23 protein-coding genes and 1 pseudogene are annotated in these 21,060 nt (G+C 26.5%); all 24 read left to right on the forward strand.

All coding sequences use genetic code 11. From position 1 onward, the window contains the following. Window positions 1-167 precede the first annotated feature (167 nt). The 24 genes and pseudogenes from RSF37_RS04615 to RSF37_RS04730 all read left to right on the forward strand — a co-directional run bounded on the left by RSF37_RS04615 (window position 168) and on the right by RSF37_RS04730 (window position 21,000). Complete coding sequence (locus RSF37_RS04615; protein WP_332563224.1) at window positions 168-716, forward strand: hypothetical protein; 549 nt, start codon at window positions 168-170, stop codon at window positions 714-716. A 249-nt stretch (window positions 717-965) separates the two neighbouring features. Continuing rightward, on the forward strand, window positions 966-1,634 hold the full coding sequence (locus RSF37_RS04620; RefSeq protein WP_332563225.1) for a hypothetical protein: 669 nt from the start codon (window positions 966-968) through the stop codon (window positions 1,632-1,634). A gap of 3 nt (window positions 1,635-1,637) precedes the next feature. Beyond that, complete coding sequence (locus RSF37_RS04625; RefSeq protein WP_332563226.1) at window positions 1,638-2,861, forward strand: NAD(P)/FAD-dependent oxidoreductase; 1,224 nt, start codon at window positions 1,638-1,640, stop codon at window positions 2,859-2,861. Between the two features lie 358 nt (window positions 2,862-3,219). Then, window positions 3,220-5,106, forward strand: a complete 1,887-nt coding sequence (locus tag RSF37_RS04630; protein ID WP_332563227.1) for an endonuclease MutS2 — start codon at window positions 3,220-3,222, stop codon at window positions 5,104-5,106. A 215-nt stretch (window positions 5,107-5,321) separates the two neighbouring features. Next, window positions 5,322-6,050 (forward strand): CPBP family intramembrane glutamic endopeptidase, encoded by a 729-nt coding sequence (locus RSF37_RS04635; protein ID WP_332563228.1) that lies wholly within the window; start codon window positions 5,322-5,324, stop codon window positions 6,048-6,050. A 130-nt stretch (window positions 6,051-6,180) separates the two neighbouring features. Then, window positions 6,181-6,966 (forward strand): pseudouridine synthase, encoded by a 786-nt coding sequence (locus tag RSF37_RS04640; RefSeq protein ID WP_332563282.1) that lies wholly within the window; start codon window positions 6,181-6,183, stop codon window positions 6,964-6,966. Window positions 6,967-7,113: 147 nt separating this feature from the next. Beyond that, complete coding sequence (locus RSF37_RS04645; RefSeq protein WP_332563229.1) at window positions 7,114-7,431, forward strand: hypothetical protein; 318 nt, start codon at window positions 7,114-7,116, stop codon at window positions 7,429-7,431. A gap of 121 nt (window positions 7,432-7,552) precedes the next feature. Then, window positions 7,553-7,957: a PH domain-containing protein gene (locus tag RSF37_RS04650; protein WP_332563230.1), complete on the forward strand. Its 405-nt coding sequence runs from the start codon at window positions 7,553-7,555 to the stop codon at window positions 7,955-7,957. 518 nt (window positions 7,958-8,475) lie between these two features. Further along, window positions 8,476-9,021 (forward strand): hypothetical protein, encoded by a 546-nt coding sequence (locus RSF37_RS04655; protein ID WP_332563231.1) that lies wholly within the window; start codon window positions 8,476-8,478, stop codon window positions 9,019-9,021. A 330-nt stretch (window positions 9,022-9,351) separates the two neighbouring features. Then, window positions 9,352-9,828, forward strand: coding sequence for a hypothetical protein (locus RSF37_RS04660; protein WP_332563232.1), 477 nt, complete (start codon window positions 9,352-9,354; stop codon window positions 9,826-9,828). A 64-nt stretch (window positions 9,829-9,892) separates the two neighbouring features. Continuing rightward, window positions 9,893-10,825, forward strand: a pseudogene (locus tag RSF37_RS04665) (ABC transporter ATP-binding protein). Between the two features lie 9 nt (window positions 10,826-10,834). After that, on the forward strand, window positions 10,835-11,572 hold the full coding sequence (locus RSF37_RS04670) for an ABC transporter permease (RefSeq protein WP_332563233.1): 738 nt from the start codon (window positions 10,835-10,837) through the stop codon (window positions 11,570-11,572). Between the two features lie 13 nt (window positions 11,573-11,585). Then, complete coding sequence (locus RSF37_RS04675) at window positions 11,586-12,563, forward strand: ABC transporter permease (RefSeq protein WP_332563234.1); 978 nt, start codon at window positions 11,586-11,588, stop codon at window positions 12,561-12,563. A 130-nt stretch (window positions 12,564-12,693) separates the two neighbouring features. Next, window positions 12,694-13,584 (forward strand): ABC transporter ATP-binding protein, encoded by an 891-nt coding sequence (locus RSF37_RS04680; protein ID WP_332563235.1) that lies wholly within the window; start codon window positions 12,694-12,696, stop codon window positions 13,582-13,584. A 1-nt stretch (window position 13,585) separates the two neighbouring features. After that, a complete protein-coding gene (locus tag RSF37_RS04685) occupies window positions 13,586-14,794 on the forward strand; it encodes an ABC transporter permease (RefSeq protein WP_332563236.1) in 1,209 nt (402 codons plus the stop codon). Window positions 14,795-14,918: 124 nt separating this feature from the next. After that, a complete protein-coding gene (locus RSF37_RS04690; RefSeq protein WP_332563237.1) occupies window positions 14,919-16,130 on the forward strand; it encodes an MFS transporter in 1,212 nt (403 codons plus the stop codon). A 380-nt stretch (window positions 16,131-16,510) separates the two neighbouring features. After that, window positions 16,511-16,705 (forward strand): YwbE family protein, encoded by a 195-nt coding sequence (locus RSF37_RS04695; RefSeq protein ID WP_332563238.1) that lies wholly within the window; start codon window positions 16,511-16,513, stop codon window positions 16,703-16,705. Between the two features lie 23 nt (window positions 16,706-16,728). Then, complete coding sequence (locus RSF37_RS04700) at window positions 16,729-16,884, forward strand: hypothetical protein (RefSeq protein ID WP_332563239.1); 156 nt, start codon at window positions 16,729-16,731, stop codon at window positions 16,882-16,884. A 75-nt stretch (window positions 16,885-16,959) separates the two neighbouring features. Next, window positions 16,960-17,088: a hypothetical protein gene (locus RSF37_RS04705; RefSeq protein ID WP_332563240.1), complete on the forward strand. Its 129-nt coding sequence runs from the start codon at window positions 16,960-16,962 to the stop codon at window positions 17,086-17,088. A 173-nt stretch (window positions 17,089-17,261) separates the two neighbouring features. Beyond that, on the forward strand, window positions 17,262-18,239 hold the full coding sequence (locus tag RSF37_RS04710; protein ID WP_332563241.1) for a polysaccharide biosynthesis protein: 978 nt from the start codon (window positions 17,262-17,264) through the stop codon (window positions 18,237-18,239). Window positions 18,240-18,251: 12 nt separating this feature from the next. Then, window positions 18,252-19,316, forward strand: a complete 1,065-nt coding sequence (locus tag RSF37_RS04715; RefSeq protein ID WP_332563242.1) for an undecaprenyldiphospho-muramoylpentapeptide beta-N-acetylglucosaminyltransferase — start codon at window positions 18,252-18,254, stop codon at window positions 19,314-19,316. Between the two features lie 168 nt (window positions 19,317-19,484). After that, window positions 19,485-19,934, forward strand: a complete 450-nt coding sequence (locus tag RSF37_RS04720; RefSeq protein ID WP_332563243.1) for a LytTR family DNA-binding domain-containing protein — start codon at window positions 19,485-19,487, stop codon at window positions 19,932-19,934. 1 nt (window position 19,935) lies between these two features. After that, the gene (locus RSF37_RS04725) at window positions 19,936-20,352 is read left to right on the forward strand and encodes a DUF3021 domain-containing protein (protein ID WP_332563244.1); all 417 of its coding nucleotides are present in this window, start codon (window positions 19,936-19,938) and stop codon (window positions 20,350-20,352) included. Window positions 20,353-20,424: 72 nt separating this feature from the next. After that, window positions 20,425-21,000 carry a beta-class carbonic anhydrase gene (locus tag RSF37_RS04730; protein WP_332563245.1) on the forward strand — a complete coding sequence of 192 codons (576 nt, stop codon included), beginning with the start codon at window positions 20,425-20,427 and terminating at the stop codon, window positions 20,998-21,000. Window positions 21,001-21,060: the final 60 nt, after the last annotated feature.

A 21,060-nucleotide genomic window follows, 5' to 3' on the forward strand; every position in this document is an offset into this window, starting at 1 on the left:
AAAATTGCTTTTTACTTTAGCATAAATTTTATTAAATAACTCAATATCTTCTTTTAGTAATGTACAACTTGGAATATATGTTTTAGCAGCTGTCTAAACTAAATTAACTTGTATAAATTATTATTTTATGCTAAAATATATCAAAATTGGTATAAAGGTGAGGAAATGTGAATTACAAGTATTCAGTAGATGATAGAATATATAATAATGAAATAAATAACTTTATAAAAAATAGTCTTACTTTAAGAAAAATTAGATTAAAAACAATGCTTTACAGTTTGCTCATAGGAGGAATTGTAGCAATTGTTTTATTTATCAAAAGTGTTATTGAAAACAAATATGATAGAGATTTTATTTATATATTTTTAGAATATATTATAATTTATATCGCAGTTGTAGCTGTTACAGTGGTGTTTATTAGCTTCTATTTTAAATTTAAAGTAAGGAAAACTTTGTTTAAATATTGGAAAGTAGATCATGTTCATAAATTAGGCATTGAAGATGAAAAAATATATTATTATGGTGTTAATGATAAAAAAATAGAACTAAATAATATTAATTTGAAGGAAATAATAGATTTAGGTAATATGTGGGGAATTTTAATTATTGGCAAAAAAAATGTATGTTCTATAATTCTTATTCCTAAAAACATATTTGAATCAAAAGAATCATTAAATAAATTTGAAAATCTTTTAAGCGGTAAATCAAAAAAATAAAAAATAATAGATTTTAGTTCAATAGCGTTTAGTTAGTAAAAGATATTGAAAACAAATTTTTGAAGTGAGGTATAAAATATATACCTCACTTTTTTCTATGAAGAAGATCACTTGTAATAGAAGTGAGTTTAGAAAATTGAAGGATTATTATAGAAAAAATACTATATTTACATTTACTATTTAGGATAAAGCAATGCAATTTACAAATAATAAAGATATAAATGTAATAAGTGAAAAGAGGATTAGAATATGAGTAAAAAAAGATATTTTGTAATAGTTGCACATTGTTTATTAAATCCATCAACAAGAGTACATTTATTAGGCAGAAGGTTTGGTGTTGCCAAAAAGGTTTGCGATTACTTTTTAAGTAAAAATATATCTGTTATTCAACTACCTTGTCCAGAATTTACAGCAATGGGATATTGGAGAAATCCTCAAGGGAGACAACAGTATGATAATATTTTCTTTAAAAAACATTGCAAAGAGTCATTAGAAGATTACTTGGATATGATTAGTGAATTAAAAAATAATGGTCATACGCCATTATGCTTTATAGGAATACAAGGTAGCCCAACTTGTAGCATTAAGTGGGGAAAACATAAATGCAATAAATATAAGACAGAATCAATGCATGAAGATATAAATGCAAGTGGAGAAAAAAGTATGTATGGAGTATTAACTACTGTCTTAGATGAAATGCTTAAAGAAAGAGAAATAAATATTCCGTATGTAGAGGCACCAATTAAAGAGGCATTAGATTCTAAAATGTCAGTAGAATTTTTTAACACATTAGATGATATATTAAATATTCCTGAAAAGTATAGAAGTGAAGAGTATATTTCACAAGAAGAAAGAAATATTTTAAAGAAATTAAATAGTGAAAAAGAGAAACAAATAGCACAAGAAGAAGGAGTGTAATTTATGGATTTACATTATGTACAAGGAAAATCTATTTTTACAACAATAAATAAAGTTCCAAAACAATATCCATATTTAACAGAAGATATAGAAACAGAAGTAGTTGTAATAGGTGGAGGGGTAACAGGTGCTATTGTTAGTTACTATATGAATCAGTCAGGAATAGATTGTACACTTATAGAAAAAGGCAGAATAGCACATGGAAGCACTAGTATAACAACCTCTTTGTTGCAATATGAATTAGATAGTAATGCAAGAGAGTTACAGCAATATACTACATTAGAAAATGTTATACATTCATATAAGTTAGGGATAAAAGCTTTAAATGAGATAGACAGTTTTATTAAAACTTATGGGAATAGTTGTGATTATGTAAAAAGAGATACATTGCTTTATACAAATAAAGAAAAAGAAAGTTTGGAATTGAAAGAGGAGTACAATATAAGAAAAAGTGCAGGTTTTGATGTGGATTTTATCAACGAAGAAAATAATCCTTTAAGTTTTGATATAAAGGGAGGAGTATACTCTCATAATGGTGGAGCTGAACTAGATCCATACAAATATACACATCATTTATTAAATATTAGTTATAATAATGGATTAAAAATTTACGAAAATACAGAAGTAATTAAGGTTAACTATTTAGAGGATAGAGTAGAAGTAGAAACAGAATATAATTATAAGGTAAAAGCTAAAAAGGTAATTATAGCAACAGGATATGATACTGATAAGTTTAGCTTCAGAAAATTTGGTACAAAGACAGTAACTTATAATATAGCAACAAATCCATTAAGTTCACTAGATGGATGGGCAAATAAAGTACTTATTCGTAATAATAAAGATCCATATAATTATTATAGAACAACAAAAGATAATAGAATTATAGCTGGAGGAGAAGATATTCCTTTTAACCCAGGAATCTTTAATGAAGAAATAGCAGAAGAAAAGTATAATAAGTTATTAAATAATATAAAAGAAATGTTTCCTAGTATATCAAATGTTCAAAAGGAATATTGCTATTGTGGAGCTTTTGCATCTACTAATGATAATTTAGGGTTTATTGGACCTGACTCTAATAATAACAACTTATGGTACTGTTTAGGTTATGGAGCTAATGGAATTTTATTTGCTATATTAGGTGGTATGATGCTATGTAAACTATATAAAGGTGAAAGAGATGAATATTTAGAATTGTTTAGAATCGATAGGTTTGATGGTAAATTATGATTTGTAGAAACAACAATAATATTGTTGACATTATTTAGTTGATTAAGTATATTTGTATTAGATAGATTTAAAAGAGAGAGGTATTTTTGTGAGTGTATAGTATCTAAAATAGTTAATTGAATATTAATTCCTTAAAAATGGGTATATAATACCTTTTATTTGTTGTGGAATTAATTAGTACTATTAAAGATACAAATCCGCGAATTTACTTTAAAGGGTAGAGGTCTACCTTTATTAATGTAAAATTTTAAGCTGTGGAAGTATCCACAGCTTTTTTTGATACATAAAAAATATAATCTATCATAGAGAGATCCTTTCGCTGATTTGTAATGTAATAAATAAAAAGGAGCAAATTAAAATGGATAAAATCACATTAAATAAATTACATTATTATGAGTTAAAAGAAATAGTTAAAGGATACTGCGTAAGTGGTTTAGGAAAATCACTAATAGATAAATTAGAACCTAGCAGTAATATAAATGTTGTAAATAAAAGATTAAATGAAACATTAGAAGGAAGAAGATTATTAGATGCTTCGTATCATATACCTTTAGAAGGGATTTTTAATGTTTTACCTATCATAGATAAAATAGAAAAGGGAAATTCATTAGAACCAACAGATTTAACTATGATGTCAGATTTCTTAAGAGGATGTAGAAAAGTTAAGATGTTTATAAAAGATAAAGAGGGGTATGCACCTACTTTAAGTAGTTATGGTGAAAATATTTCAGACTTAAGTTATATAGAGGAAGAAATAAATATATGTATTAGAGGAACAATGGTAGACTCTAATGCTAGTAAAGAACTGAAAAAAGTAAGAAGATATATAGACATATGCGAAGGTAAAATAAAAGAGAGACTAGAAAGATTTCTAAAAAATAGTACTAACAAACAATACATTCAAGAATCTTTTATTAGCCAAAGAAATGGAAGGTATACTATTCCAATTAAATCCTCATATAAAAAGTATGTTGAAGGAAATATTATTGAAGTATCTCCAAAAGGAACAACAGTATTTATGGAGCCTAATGTAATTGCAAAACATACCAGTGAATTAGAATCATTTAAAATTGAAGAAAGTATAGAAGAATATAAAATATTATCTATATTAACAGGGCTATTATACGAGAGAATAAGAGATTTAAAAATGAATATTGAAGTCATATCAGAATACGATATGATATGGGCAAAAGCTAAATACAGCAGTGAAATAGGTGGTATAAAACCAAAGATAAATGATAATGGATACATTAAAATTATTAAAGGTAAATATCCCTTAATTAAAAATGGTGTACCATTAGATTTTGAAATAGGAGAAGAATTTAGAAGTTTAATAATTACAGGTCCAAATGCAGGAGGTAAAACTGTAGTATTAAAAACAGTTGGTATGTTAACTTTAGCAACACAATCTGGATTTCATATAAGTGCTAAAGAAGGAACAGAAATTTCAGTATTTGATAAAATGTTTGTTCATATTGGAGATGATCAAAGTGTTTTAAATGCATTAAGTACATTTTCTTCACAAGTTAAAAATTTAGCTGGTATTATAAAAGAAAGCACTAAGTCAACATTATTACTATTCGATGAAATTGGAAGTGGTACAGAACCAAACGAAGGTGCTGCATTAGCTATAGCTATATTAGAGGAGCTTTATCATAAAGGATGTATAACAATAGCAACTACTCATTATGGAGAAATAAAAAACTTTTCTAATGAGCATCCTCACTTTGAAAATGCTGCAATGGAATTTGAAAGTGATACTTTAGAACCATTATATAAGCTTCATATTGGTAAAAGTGGTGATAGTAATGCATTATATATTTCTAAAAAGATGGGTATATCAGATTCAATTATCGAAAGAACAAGAAAGTATATAGAAGATAAAAATTATAATTATAACTTAATAAAAGACAGTAAAATATTAAAGAAAAAGGATTTTTCAAAGGATGGTAAATATTATGATTACTCAACTGGAGATAAAGTAATTCTTTTAGAGAATAACGAAGCTGCAATAATATACAGAGGGAGAGATAACCTTAATAATGTAGTTGTATTATATAATAAAGAATTTATAGAAGTTAATTATAAAAGAATTAAATTAGAATTAAAGGCTAGTGAACTTTACCCAGAAGGATATGACTTAGATCAATTATTTGTAAGTTATAAAGAACGAAAGTTAGAACATGATATTGAAAGAGGTTCTAAAAAGGCTTTAAAGAAATTAAAGAGAGAACAATTAAAATAAGGGAAAAGCACTTACTAAGTAGGTGCTTTTTCTTTATTGAATTTTTAAAGGATAAAAATATATTTTTAGGTAAAAATATGATTTATGATTAATAAAGTAATAAGATGTATAGGATAAACTTAAGAATTCATAAAGTCTATTGATAGCATGTATATGGGTATATATAATATGGGTAAACCTGTGCAGGCATTTTAAAAACGAGGAGCGTATTTAATATGAAAAACACTGATTTTTTTAAATTTGAAAATGCGAACGATGATTTCCCATTTTATAATGGAAAACCATCTTCAATTACACTTATGCAAAGTATTTTTTTTATTATTATGTCTATTGTTAGTATTGTTATATTCGATTTTGCAGGAGACAGATTACCGAGCTTTATAGGACCTTTTATAAATATAATAATTCCACTTGGTTCATTTATGCTTGTTACTAAATCGGGATGGACTAAGCTATTTAGAAAGATTCATTTAAAAGATATTAAGTTAATAATAATTGTACTTATATTTAACTTAATTGCAACTGTTATAATGGGATCCTTAACTTCTAAATTTGCTGGTGCTGGTGCAAATCCAGCAGCGGGCTTTATTCAACATAATTCATTAAGTGAAAATATAATATTCTACATAAAGGTAATTCCAATGTTACTTGGAGAAGAATTAATTACAATTATTCCATTTTTAGCTATATTAAATATTTCTACTAGATATCTTAAGTTTTCTAGAAAAAAGGGAATAATTATAGCATGGATTATGTCAGCTTTAATTTTTGGAGCTATTCATTTACCAACTTATGATTGGAATATAGTTCAAGCAATTTTAGCAATTAGTATTGTTAGACTTATACTTACATATCCATATATTAAAACAAAAAACATTTGGGTATCTTGTTGTTTACACGTATTAAACGACTGGATATTATTCTTACCATCTTTATTAATGTAATAAAATGATTTAAAAACTCTCTTAAGTAACAACTTGAGGGAGTTTTTATTGTTATTTATAAATGATTGGATTAAGAAAAATGATATAATAAATAGAAATTATAATAGCTTAGGAGACGACGTGAATGGTAATGAGATTAGATAAATTTTTGGCACAATCATCTGTTGGTAAGAGAAAGGATGTTAGAATTTATATTAAAGATGGTAAAGTTAAAGTAAATGGTGAGGTTATAACAATACCTGCAATAGATATAAATGAAAAATCAGATATAATTGAATATTTAGATGAAGTAGTTTCATATACAGAGAAAGTATATTATATGTTTAATAAACCAGCTGGCTGCATTACTGCAAAGAAAGATGAAGTTTATAAAACTGTATTTGATTATTTTAAAGATAAGGATACAAAGGGATTATTTCATGTTGGTAGATTAGACAAAGATACAGAAGGATTATTGTTATTTACTAATGATGGTGAGTTTGAACATAGATTAATGTATCCAGAAAAGCATGTTGAGAAAACTTATTTCTTTATTTCACTTGGTACATTAGATAAAGAAGATATAAAGAAGCTAGAAAATGGAGTTTATATAGGGCAAGGTGAAATACTAACAAAACCTGCAAAAATAAAAATAGATAAATGCGGATTATATAATGATTTTAAAAATCAAATTAATATAGATAACTTTAATAACATAGATTCAAACAGATATAATCAACCAGTTGTTTCTGGATATTTAACTATATCAGAAGGTCGTAAAAACCAAGTGAAACGTATGTTAAAATCAGTTGGATGTTATGTAGTTAGGCTAAAAAGAATATCAATAGATAAAGTAATATTAGATGAATCGCTTAAGCAAGGTGAATATAGGTCGCTTACAGAATATGAACTTAAACAGTTAGGGGGAAGGGAATAAGTATTTTAATATATAATTTACAAAAAAAGCCTATGTGAAGGAAAATTCACACTAAATATATATTTGATTTGTTATAATAGATAGTAAGCAAAGGTAAAAGATAACAAAGCTTTTACTGAACAATTAAGCTGAGAGGGTGGAAAAAGGATGACAAATAAGAAGAGAAAAGTATGTGCAGGAAGCATAGTACTATATGTAATAGCAGCAATTATACTTATTTATATGTTCTGGGCAATAGCAAACTGTCATGAATATATTGCAGCGATGATAGCGCAAGGTGGAATGACATTTAGCGGTAATGAATTTAATATTATAAATTATTACATGGCAAATTGTGCTCAATATGGATTATTTGCAATTGTTTTAATAGCATTAGGAATTATAATGCAAAAGTTAGGTAATGAAAAACTAAACGTAACTTCTAACAATGTTATAATAGAAGAAACTTCAAAAGAAGTTAAATAATTATAAAGCTGACTTTTATATTAGGAAAGTCAGCTTTATTTATTTATTTAGAAAACATTTACATAAAGAGGGAAACAATGTATAATTTAATTGCAAATAAATTGTAATTAGGAGTGGTTTTATGGGGTTTTATGATAAATTAACGGGAAAAGCAACTGTTGGAGCTGATTTGAAGTATGTTAAGGAATTTTTATTAGATGATGAAGATGTAATTGCTTCATATCAATTTATACGAGATTCAGTAATATTAACTAACTTAGGATTATACATAGTTGATGTACAAGGTCTAACAGGAAAGAAAGTAGAAACTAAGTTCTTCCCAAAGAAAAATATTAAAAATGTTTCATTTGAAACAGCAGGGAATTTTGATTTAGATGTTGATATAAAAATTGGAGTTGAAGGAAATACTGTAGTTCATTCTTCAGGAATGTTATATAGTGCACCAATATCATTTAAAGTTCCAAAGGCGCAAAGTAAAGAAGCTAAAGAAATAATTAATTTAGTAAAGATTAATTATTTAATATAATAAAGGAATTTAAACTGTCTACAAGTTATTGTAGGCAGTTTTTTTATAAAATAAAATGTATAGATAAAATAATCGCTTCATCTTGAATAATCAGGTACTGTATGAACTGGATACTCTATCAAAAATAATAAAAGAGTAAATTGATTATTTTTATTAATATTTGCCATATATTTACAAGATTACATATATCATCTGCTCGTACTATACCCACTCTATTTCCATTTATTGTTTTTAAGTCAAATGAATACGTGAATATTTCTTTGTCATATAAAGCTCCAAGACTTTATCCACTTGAATTTAACACCTTAAATTTTCTTCCACTCATATTTTTTTCTAAAAAATTATATTGCAATATTAAATCTTCTTCTATTTATTATTTAGCTATTAATAAGAATAAATAGCTATAAATATAAACTTAAAACACCTAATATTTACTTAGTTTAAAAGTATAACCTAATTTTTTTCCTTTATATTTTTATGATACAATATCTAAAAAAGGAAGAAATGAGGTTATATATATGAATTCTAATTTTATTTGTAGTTTTAATCAAAAGTTATCTTATAATGATTTTATTAATTTTAATAACTATATTAAAATCAATAAAATTAAATCTAATCTCACTTTTAAAGAAAAAATATTGGAGGCAGCAATAAAAATATTATTATTTTTTTTAATATTGTTTTTAGCATCTATTGGATTAAAATCCTCCAGAACAGGTCAAAATATTATTCTCAGTATACTTGTTTTATTTGTTCTTTTTTTACTAGTACTTAATAAGCTTTCATTAGTACTTGCTAGAATTTATTCCATAATATCGGTCGAAAAAAAAATTACTTTATTTGAAAATTGCATTTTTTATAAACCTATTAATGAATCAAAAGATATTGAAAAATATAAATATTTAACAAGAGATATATCAGAAATAATATTTACGTCTGAATTCTGTGCTATAAATTTTATTTCTAAAACTATATTAATAAATTTATCTAATATAACTCCTGAGATCACTACTATGATAAACTATATAAAAAATAATTATTCTAATAAAATTGTTACTACATAAAAATTTAAATATAGCTTTATATAAAATTTTACCTATTTAATATATAGAGAGAATTTATTATCTCTACAAATTGACTTAATAATCGCATTAAATATTTTACAAAAAGACTGTCTACAAGTTATTGTAGGCAGTTTTTTTCATGGATTTTGAAATGGAGTTAGTGCTTTGTTAAGTACATCTTTAATGAGGAAAAAAAGTTAAGAGAATAAGTTAAATAAAGTAGCAAGGTAAGAGAATCGGTTGAAATGTAATCACTATAAGTGGTAAAATATAACTAAAATTAAAAAAAGTGTATAATACAGTAGAGTATATAAATAAAAGGAGTATTATATGAGAAAGTATAAAAGTGCTATTTTGATTATGGTAGTTGGAGTTATAGTTATATTCATAGGATATAGGATTTATAGCAATGTAGATTTAATTATACCGAAATTAAAAGTATATTGCGAAGAAAATAATTCTGAATTTTGGGCAGACACTAATGGGGGAAATTGGTTTAGTTCTTATGGTGGAAATTCATTTGATCTAGGAGACTATGATTATAAAAGATTAAATGAAATTGAAACAAGAGAAGTTCCTAAAGAAAGTTTAATAGAATTTAATTTTTCACATAATGTAGAATTTAAAAAGGTAGAGTTATATTTGATTAAAGGAAATTCCAATGAAAATACAACATTAGAAAAGGTAGATTATAATAATAATAAATTTTATTCCTCTGAAAAAGAAGGAATATATGGATATGTATTAGAAAGTTATTTGGATGAAACTCATAATATAAGGTTTATATTTAAGTTGAAATGTGTATAAAAAGGGGGTGTTGAAAAACAATTAGCTGATCAAATGTGGAAAATATATTAAAAAGGGGATTTATATGAAAATATTAGAGGTTAAAAATTTAAAAAAGAAGTATGGGGATGCTGAAGTTGTAAAAGGTATTTCATTTGATGTAAAAGAAGGAGAGATATTAGGTTTTTTAGGACCTAATGGAGCAGGAAAAAGTACAACGATAAATATACTTTCAACGGCACTTAAAGCAACAGATGGACAAATAAAGTTCATGGACAAAGATATATTGAAAAATAAAAGAAACTATAAATCAAGTATAGGAATAGTACCACAGAATCTTTCAATATTTGAAAGCTTACCAGCAATCGAAAACGTAAAATACTTTGCAAGTTTTTATGGATTAAAAGGTGAAACTTTAAAAAGAAAATCAGAAGAAGCTTTAGAAATGGTTGGACTTTTAGAAAGAGCAAAAGATTTACCAAAGACATACTCAGGTGGTATGAAAAGACGATTAAATATAGCCTGTGCATTAGCACACAATCCTAAATTACTTATCTTAGACGAGCCTACAGTCGGAATAGATCCACAATCAAGAAATCATATTTTAGAATCAATAAAAAAATTAAGAGATAGAGGAACAACAATTATATAGACAACTCACTATATGGAAGAAGTAGAAGCTATAAGTGATAGAGCACTTATAATAGATAAAGGTGAGATTATAGCAGAAGGAACATTAGAAGAGTTAAAAGAGAATATATCAGATAATACTGTATACAACATTTCTGCAGAAGGAATAGAGTGTTTAAGTACTGAAGAATTATATTCTATTGATGGAGTTGAAAAAGTAGAAACTAAAGATGGGCTGAGAGTTAGCACTTCAAAAGATGCTAATAACTTAGATAGAATAATAGTAAATCTCATGGATAATAAAGTTAAAATAAAAAATATAGTAACAGAAGAACAAAATTTAGAGACTGTATTTTTAAATCTAACTGGCAGAAGCCTGAGAGATTAGGGGGAAGCTATGAATTTAATAAATATGATTAAGTTTGAACTTAAAATGATGTTTAAAACACCGGTAATGATACTATCATACTTTATTTATCCAGTACTATTAACTGTAATAATAGGATATTTAGCACAAGATAGTTTTGGTGGAGATGTATCTTCCTATGAGTATTACTCAACAGGTATGATGTTATTTATATATTCAGGTGCAGGTCTTGCAAGTGCATATAATTTCATAGATAAACCTATAAAAGAAGGTAATTTAAGAATGATATTTACACCAATTAAGACGATTAATATATATTTATCTCAAATATTAAGCGGAACAATATTTTCATCTATTGGAGTAGCAATGACTATGTTTTTATTCCAAACATTTGGAATAGTTAATTATAACGGAAATGAATTAATTGTATTTCTATCATTTTTAACATTATCATTTTTATCAAGTGCATTAGGAATTTTTCTGTGTACTGTTATTGATGATAGTGGAGTTATTAATATGATTTTCAATATGATACAAGCTATTTTATGCATGCTTGGTGGGGCATTCTTCTCCTTTGAGTCATTAGGGGCTGTGCAAGCTTTTATTGCAAAGCTTTCACCTATAAAGTGGATACTAGATGGATTATTAAATAGTATATATGATAATAATAATTTCCTTCTTTATGTAATAGTTGTAGTAAATATAGTTTTAGGGTTAGCACTTGTAGCTATTTGCAAGGTAACTTTTAAGACTGAAAAATATATATAGATAGGAGATAGTTATGAGAAATATATTATTAATAATAAAAAATAATTTATATAGGCTAACGAAGATGAAGATTATGCTTGTTATGATAATAGTAGTACTACCTATTATTATTTATGGAGGAATATACTTTAGTAAAGCAGATAATATTAAAGGGAAAATAGCTATAGTAAATGCTACTAGTACTCAAGAAGAAGCTATGAAAAAGTCAACAGAAGGTAATGACAATATAACTTTTGAGTTTTTAAGTAAAGAACCAGCAAAGACAGATTTAATAAAAGGTATTTATATAGCTGAAATAAATTTTGAGGGCACTGAACCAAAAGTAATTAGCTATGGAAATAAAGAAATTAAAAAACAATTAGAAGCAAGTCTAAGAGGTGAAGTTTACGAAAGTGATGTAGAAATAACTACTATAGAAGGTAGGATAATAGGATTTTTGATTATGTTTTTATTTATGGGATCTATAATGGCTATGGAATTTTTCCTTACAGATAGAGAAAATGGAACATATGTAAGAGTGTTATCAAGTAATGTATCTTATTACGAATATATTATAGGACAAATAGCATATCTTGTCTGCACATTAACAGTACCAACTTTAATAATATCGTTGATTATGTTAAAAGTACTATCTATACAACTGAATATGACTATTGGATTATTCTCATTACTAATATTAATTATAGGATTATTAAGTAGTAGCTTTTCAGCATTAGTATGTACTTTATGCAAAGACAAAGTATCAGCAACAATGAGTGGATCTGCAATAACTATGATTACATGTTTATTAGGTGGATGTATTATAAACATTGTAGATAACAATAAAATAGTTGAGGCGTTAAGAAACTTAATACCACAGAAAAGATTAATTGATTTAGCTAATAGTTATAATAATGAAGATCTAATATTTATAATTGTAGTAATAATAGTATTTACGTCAATTAGTATAGTGCTTGGTAAAAGGCAATATGAAAATGGAGATTTTGTTTAATGTGATAAGTTAATAAATAGCTATCTAAAAATTACTGTTAGGTAGCTATTTAGATTAATAATACAATATATTACAAAAAACCTAATCTATGTTATAATTATAATAAAATTTTAATCAAAAGGGGGATATTATGAAAATAGAAGCAAAAAATATAAGTAAATCCTTTGGGGATGTACAAGCTCTTAAAAATTTAGATTTTACGATCAATAGTGGAAAAGCATTAGGATTACTCGGGCGTAATGGAGCAGGAAAAACAACAGCAATCAGAGTTCTTCTTGGAATACTACCAAGTGATGGAGGACAAGTTTTAATCGATAATAAAGAGAGAAAATTTGATCAAAATTCCTTTGGGTACTTACCGGAAGAAAGAGGACTTTATTTAAAGTTTACAGTTAAAACTCAATTACTATACTTTACATCTCTTTATGGAATTAATAAGAAGGATGGACTTAAAGAAATAAAATACTGGCTAGAAAAATTTGAAATAAGTGATTATCTTAATAAGAAAGTTGAAACTTTATCAAAAGGTAATAAGCAAAAGATACAACTAATAGTAGCAATAATACATAATCCCGATGTAATAATTCTTGATGAACCATTTAGTGGATTAGATCCAGTAAATGTTGAGGTGTTTAAAGAACTTATAAGAGATTTATTAAAAAAGGGAAAAACTTTAATTTTCAGTAGTCATAGAATGGCTGATGTTGAAGAGTTTTGTGATGACATAATAATGCTTAAGCAAGGTGAAACTATACTTCAAGGAAGTTTAAAAGACATAAAAGATGATTATGGAATAAAAGGACTTGTTATTGAAGGTGATAAAGAAATAGAGAATATATTAAAAGAGGAAAATATAGATTGTTATGAGTATGTAAATGGAGAATTCCATGTAAATATGAATGACGTAAGCAGAGGAAAAGAAATTCTTAAAAAGATTACTAACTCTAATATTGATATCAATGGATTCTACTTTAAGAAGCCATCTTTAAATGATATTTTTATAGAAAGGTTAGGTGAGTAATTTGAAGAAGTTTTTAACTATATTTGGATTTACGTATAAAGAGACAATAAAAAATAAAGGACTTATAATATCAACAATAATAACACTTATTATAATGGCTGGATTTATGAATGTTGATAAAATTATGGGTCTGTTTAAAGGTAACTCATCAGCAGATGAAATTATGATAAGTGCTGTTGGAGATAATAAATTAATAAATGATGATTTTATAAAGAGTATAGATGATAGTGACTATAAATTTGTTATAGCTAAAAATGCTAATGATGTTGATACAGTTAAAAAGGAATTAGAAACTGGTGATTCAAAGTATGTAGCATTATTAGAAGTAACAAATAATGCAGATTTAGAAGGTAAATTATATGTTACTAAATCACCAGGAAGTGATTTAGAAGGAAAAATAAATTCAGTATTAAATGATCTTAAAATAGTTTCAAATATGCAAAAGTATAAGTTAAGTCAAGAAGCATATAAAAGTATAATGACTCCAGCTCAACTTGAAGTAATTCAAAAAGGAAATTCTTCTAAGGAAAGAATGGTACTTGTATATGCACTTATATTTGGTATATACATGATTACTTTGACATTTGGTTCTATGGTTGCAAACTCTGTTATTGAAGAGAAGACTAATAGAATTATGGAAACTTTAATAACTATGGCAAAGCCTATGGAGTTATTCTTTGGTAAAGTTTTAGGTGTATGTGCAGTTGGATTAACACAGATAGCTGTTATTTTAGGAGCAGGATTTGTATTACTCAAAACATCGGGAGTTAGTATGGAAACATTAAATGCATTAAACTTAAACTTTGGAATAGTATTTGCATTTATTTTCTACTTCTTACTTGGTTATTTAACTTTCTCAATGCTTTATGCTGCTGTTGCATCACTTGCATCAAGCCCACAAGATGTTAATTCATCAATGGGTGCAATTACTTTAATATTTGTTGTTGTATTTATAGTTGCTATGAATTGCATGGGTAATATAGAGACTACATTTGCAAAAGTACTAAGCTATATTCCATTTGCATCACCACTATTGATGTTTGAAAGAATAGTTTTATCTAATGTAAGTGTTTTTGAAATAATAATAACAACTATAATAAATGTTGCATTTATAGTTATAGTTGGTATATTCAGTAGTAAACTATATAGAAGAGGAACTCTTCATTATGGAAATAAGATTTCTCTAATGAAGGCATTTAAAGGAAAATAGACTTTATATAAAAGTAGGATTGCTTTAGCAGTCCTACTTTTTTTATGTATACACCATTTTAATATAAGTAATACTAATAATATGCGAAAGTTATATATATTAAATTTGCATATAGGAGTTATATATGAATATTAAAAATAATGTTTTATTTAAGAAAAAGGAATTATTACAATTTTGCACTTATAGGTTTACTTTTGGAATTAGCTATAGTTTTATGATTCCTATAATTCCATTGTTTTTTAGTTCAATAGGTATTAGTACAATGATGATAGGAACTATTATGTCTTTGTATGGTGTAAGTAAGGCACTTGCACAAATTCCTTTTGGAATTGTATCAGATGCTATTGGAGATAAGCTACTATTAATAATAGCTTTAGGACTTATGACATTTATACCATTTGCTTATACGATAGCTAGTAGTAAGGTAATTGCTAGTGGTATTTATGTTTTACAAGGTGCAATACTTGGGATAGCGGCACCAGCTACATTTTCAATATTATCAAGGTCTTTAGATGAAAGTAAAAGAGGTGAAAGTACTGGATTTGCATCTGCAGTATTTACACTTGGGGGTGGAATTGGGGCTGCAATTGCAGGATTTATTGTTGCAAAGTTTAGCAATTATAATATGGTATTTTATATGGCATCTGTTGGGGTTTTTCTAACAGGTTTATTTGTATTTTTTAAAATAAAAAAACCAACTATTTCAAATAAGAAAGAAAAAAAGATTAAATGTAAAAATAGAATAAAAAATATATATGAAGATATAAAAAAACATAAACTTGGATGTAAGATTATATTATTAGGTGCAATTGCATTGCTGGGTGACTTTATATATGGTTGTGTAGTATCAATTTTTCCATTCTATGGTCAGGAAGTACTTGGTGCATCAACTTTGTATACTTCAATTATAATATCTCTTTACTTATTTATATTTGGTTTTGGAGCACCCTTTGCAGGGTGGGTAAGTGATAAGATAGGTAATAAAAAGCAATTATATGTTTCATTTTTTGTTATGAATGGAACATTACTCGCACTATACTTTGTAAGAAATATTATTTTCTTTGCGGTTGTTATTATAATATATTTTTTAGGTGCAACATTTTTAAATGCAGCACTTCAAAGCCTTCTTTCAGAATTTGGAGAAAATGATAATATAAAAGGAATTGTGTTTGGATTCGTTGGAGCATCGGAATCACTTGGATATGCACTAGGACCAATAATCTCTGCATATATATATGATATAAATAAATCGTGGTTATTTCTTTGTTTATTAGTAGTATCAATTATAGTATTAGGTGTATATTGCTTGTTATGTAAAAAGTCATGTATAAGTTAATATTAAAATAAAAGTTGTTATCTTTCAAAAATGTAATCTAATTAAAAGCTAAATCAATACGTAATATTAAAGAGTGAAGCTATAATTATAAATGTAGTCAGGAAAACTTAACAAACAGCTACAAAAAATATAATTACAAATTTAATTTAGTATAAATAATAATTGATTAAACGGAGGATGATAATTATGAAAAAGATATTTGAAATAGTAAAAGCGGTAACAATAGCAACATTTGTAGGATACAATGAAGATTCATTAACTAAGTAATAAGTTATATAACTTTCCAAAAGCACTGATAAATAGTATATTATAAGTAGTAAACATATTTCTTTATATGAAATCAAAATAGAAAAGGTAAAGAAATAGAAAGAGGATATATTATGGATGGAACTAAAAGATCAAATTTAAAACCAGGTATAAGAGTTATGGTTGTACAGAAACAGGATCAACGTTCTGGTAAATTAACAGAAGGTATAGTACAAAGAATACTAACTAACTCAGCAAATCACCATCATGGAATTAAAGTAATGCTAGAAAGTGGTATTGTTGGTAGAGTTCAAGAAATACTTGATTAGATTGCTTTTGAAAAGGAGACACTATGAACAAGAACATAGAAATGATGAAAAAGCTTATTGAAGAAAAGAAAAATAAAGGTGCTAATACTAAAAATAGTATGAAAGCTAAAAAAAGTATTGGAAAAGCAGCGTCTAAAGGTGTAAAGACTGGAAACGGTGGAGGCTTATTTGATAAATAAATTTTAATAGATATCTTCTATTTAAATATAATAAAATATATGTAGTAAACCTACATCCGAAAGAAGGACATTATAATGAATAAGAACGTAGAAATGATGAAAAAACTTTTAGAAGAAAAGAAAGCACAATCAGCTAAGAAGCAAGGTAAGAAAATACCAGACAGATACGGTAAGCAAAGTGCTGGATCAAGCAATATGCATTAATAACATTATTTAATTAGTTTAATGAATCTTTATTCCTATTAAAAGGAATGAAGATTTTTTTTCGTACATTTTTATTACAATTTCGCCTATAATTTAAAAAATTACTTGCCGTAACAATAATGTAACATACAAGTTATAGTATTCTAACTAACAAGTTATTAGGAGTGATACAAATGAAAAATAAAATAATATTAGTAACAGGTGGAACAGGATCATGGGGAGTAGAATTAGTTAAACAATTAATAGATAGAGATGCAAAAGAAATAAGAGTTTTAGCAAGAAACGAATTTTTACAATATGAAATGAGCGAAATATTTAAAAATTCTAAAGTAAAAGGTGTAATTGGTGATATAAGAGATAAAGACCTTGTAAGACAGGCAATGGTAGATGTTGATATAGTATTCCATTTAGCAGCTTTAAAACATGTACCAATATGTGAAGAACAGCCATTTGAAGCTATAAAAACTAATGTAATTGGAACAGAAAATATAGTAGACTGTGCAATAGCAGAAAATGTTGATAAAGTAATTTACTTATCTACAGATAAAGTATCAGAGCCATCAAGTACTTATGGATTAACTAAAGCTATCGGAGAAAAAATAGTCATAAATGCAAATAGTAGAAAAGGTAACACTAAGTTTTCAGTTTTAAGAAGTGGGAATGTATTAGGATCGAATGGAAGTGTAATTCCTCTATTTAAGAAAGAATTAGAAGAGGGAAAGGACATTACATTAACTCATAGAGATATGAATAGATTTTTTGTTAGCTTAAATGAATCCGTAGATTATTTAATAGATGTATGTGAAGTAACAAAAGGTGGAGAAATTTTCATAATGAAGATGCCATCATTTAAAATAGTACATATTGCAGAGATAATGCTTGAGGCTTGTGGGACTGGTACTAATAAAATAATTGAAGTTGGACCAAGACCAGGTGAAAAGTTAGATGAAGTATTAATTACAAAAGAAGAGGGCGAGAAGATATACGATTTTAGTGAAAGATTTTATGCTATATTACCTAATGGATACAAGGAGAAATATAATTTAGATCATATAGTAAAGAGACCAATTGGAAGATATAGTTCTGATAAAGCCATTATAGAGAAATCAAAAGTTCGTGAAATCTTATTAAAGAACAACTACATAGCTTAGGAGGAATATATAGTGAATAAAATAGTAATGACTGGTGGTGGAAGTGCTGGACATGTTATTGTAAATACTGTACTTATTCCTAAGCTAATTAATGAAGGATGGGAGATTATTTATATTGGTTCTAAAAATGGACCAGAAAAAGTTATGATAGAGGCTATTGATGGAGTTAAGTACTATGGGGTAAGCACAGGGAAACTTAGACGATATTTATCTATGGAAAATTTTAAGGATATTTTTAAAATAATAAAAGGAATAATTCAGTCATTCTTTATAATAAAAAGAGAGAAAGCAAATGTTATATTTTCTTGTGGTGGGTTTGTTACAGTGCCAACTGTAATTGGCGGATTTTTTAATAGAGTACCAACTATTATTAGAGAAACAGACTATAGTATAGGGTTAGCTAACAAAATATGTATGCCTTTTGCAAAACATATTTCAGTTACGTTTTCAGATACAGTGAATGAGGTAAATATAAATAAGTTTATTAAGAGTGGTCCAATAATTAGAGAAGAACTAAAAAGAGGTTCAAGAGTAGCTGGACTTAAAATTACGAACTTTAAAGGTGATAAGCCGATTATTTTAGTAATGGGGGGAAGCCAAGGGGCAAAGATTATAAACGATTCTTTAAGACAATCTATAAATGAGTTAGTAACTGACTTTGATATAATCCACTTATGTGGAAAAGGTAAAGTAGATAATAATATTAAAGTACAAGGATACATTCAATATGAGTATGTTGGTGAGGAGTTATCACATATGTATGCTATGTCTGATATTGTAGTTGGTCGCTCTGGATCTAATGGTGTGTTTGAAGGAGCTCTCTTAATGAAGCCTATGTTACTTATACCTATTTCTAAAAAAGTAAGTCGTGGAGATCAAATTTTAAATGCTAAGTATATGGAAGGAAAGGGTGTTGCAAAAGTTCTTTTAGAAGAGGACTTAAACTGTAATTCTTTAGTTTCAGGAATAAAGAGTATATATAATAATATGAATAAGTACTTAATCAATCTATTAAAGATTAGCGATGAGAACAATATTGAAAGGCAAATTAATATTATAAATAAATATAAAAAATAATTAGATATAACCTTACCCATATTAATTGGAGTAAGGTATTTTTTTGTATAAAAAAATATAATAGTACCACTTAGTGCTATAAAAGAGCCGCTTGATTAAAATATATAGAAATAAAGGAATTGTTTTACTATAATAAATTTAAAGTAGAACATAAGAAGAGAGGTTCATATGAAGATAGATATTGATATAAATGAAGAATATGAAGAAACTATTGTATTAATTAAATCGCCAAAGTTAAATGAGGAGGTTTCAACATTAGTTGGTAAATTACAAAGTACAAGCTGCAAAAAGATTGTAGGTAAAATTAATCAAAAGATGCGCATTTTAAATCGTGATGAAATTTTAGTGTTTTATAGTGAGAATCATAAAATATTAGCTGATACAAGTGAAGTAACTTATGAGATAAAGCAGAAATTGTATGAAATAGAAGAGAATTTAAAAGGAACATCCTTTATTAGAATATCAAAGTTTGCTATAGCTAATATAGAAAAAGTAAAAGAGATAGAAGTAAGCTTTAATGGAAGTTTAGTAGTTAACTTTATAAATGGAAGGCAAGAGATAATATCAAGAAGGTATGTATCAAAAGTTAAAGAGTATTTAGGAATTGGAGGAAAATAATATGGAATATATGAAGAAATTTTTATTAAGAGGATTAGCAGGAATGACATTAGGTGTATTTATAAATCAATTTATATTTATAATATATTCTTTAGGAAATGAAACAATTATAGTACAATCATCAGCTGTTATTTTTCAATTTATAATTTCAAGTTTAGTAGGGTTTTATTGTGCAGGAATAACTGTAATTTTTGAAGTTGAGAAGTGGAGTAGATTAAGACAGACTATAACTCATGGAGTAGCAATGCTTGTATATTTTCCACTTGCAATATATGCAGGTTGGATGCCAAGTAATGTAATTGGAATAGTTATGTTTATTTTATTTTATGTACTAGTGTATTTTATTACTTGGATTTCATTTAAAAAGTATTGGGAAAAGGAAGCGAAAGAGTTAAATAATGTATTAAAGAAAAGATAATACAAAAATATAGTTTTAATTAAATAAATACTGTATAATACTTCTTAAATATTATAAATTCGGGGTGAAGTTATGAGAGAATATGGGTTAAAAATATTAGATAAAATTTTATTAAGTAACAAGGAATTTGTAGAGGGCAGAGAATATGAAAAGTATATAACAACAAAGCATCCAAATAAAAAAGTAGTAATATTATCTTGTATGGATACAAGGCTTACAGAACTATTACCAAAAGCCATGAATATAAAAAATGGCGATGCAAAAATAATAAAAAATGCAGGAGCAACTGTAATGCATCCCTTTGGAAGTATAGTTAGAAGTATAATTGTAGCTATTTATGAGTTTGGAGCAGAGGATGTAATAGTTGTTGGTCATCATGGTTGTGGAATGAGCAATTTAAATTCAAAAGATATACTTGATAAAATTAAACAAAGAGGAATACAAAAAGAAACTATAGAAACAATTAAAGATTGTGGAATAGATATTGATAAGTGGCTACATGGTTTTGAATCAGTAGAAGAATCAGTAAAAGAAAGTGTAAATTCAATTAAGAATCATCCATTAATACCGAAAGATGTTAATATACATGGGCTTATTATGGATCCATACACTGGAAAACTTGAAGTTGTAATAAATGGATATAAATAAATTGACTAAAAAGCTTTAGAAATTCTAAAGCTTTTTTTTATACTAATTTAATTTAATGGT

It is taken from the genome of Clostridium sp. (genome assembly GCF_036643715.1).
Classification (GTDB): Bacteria; Bacillota; Clostridia; order Clostridiales; family Clostridiaceae; genus Clostridium.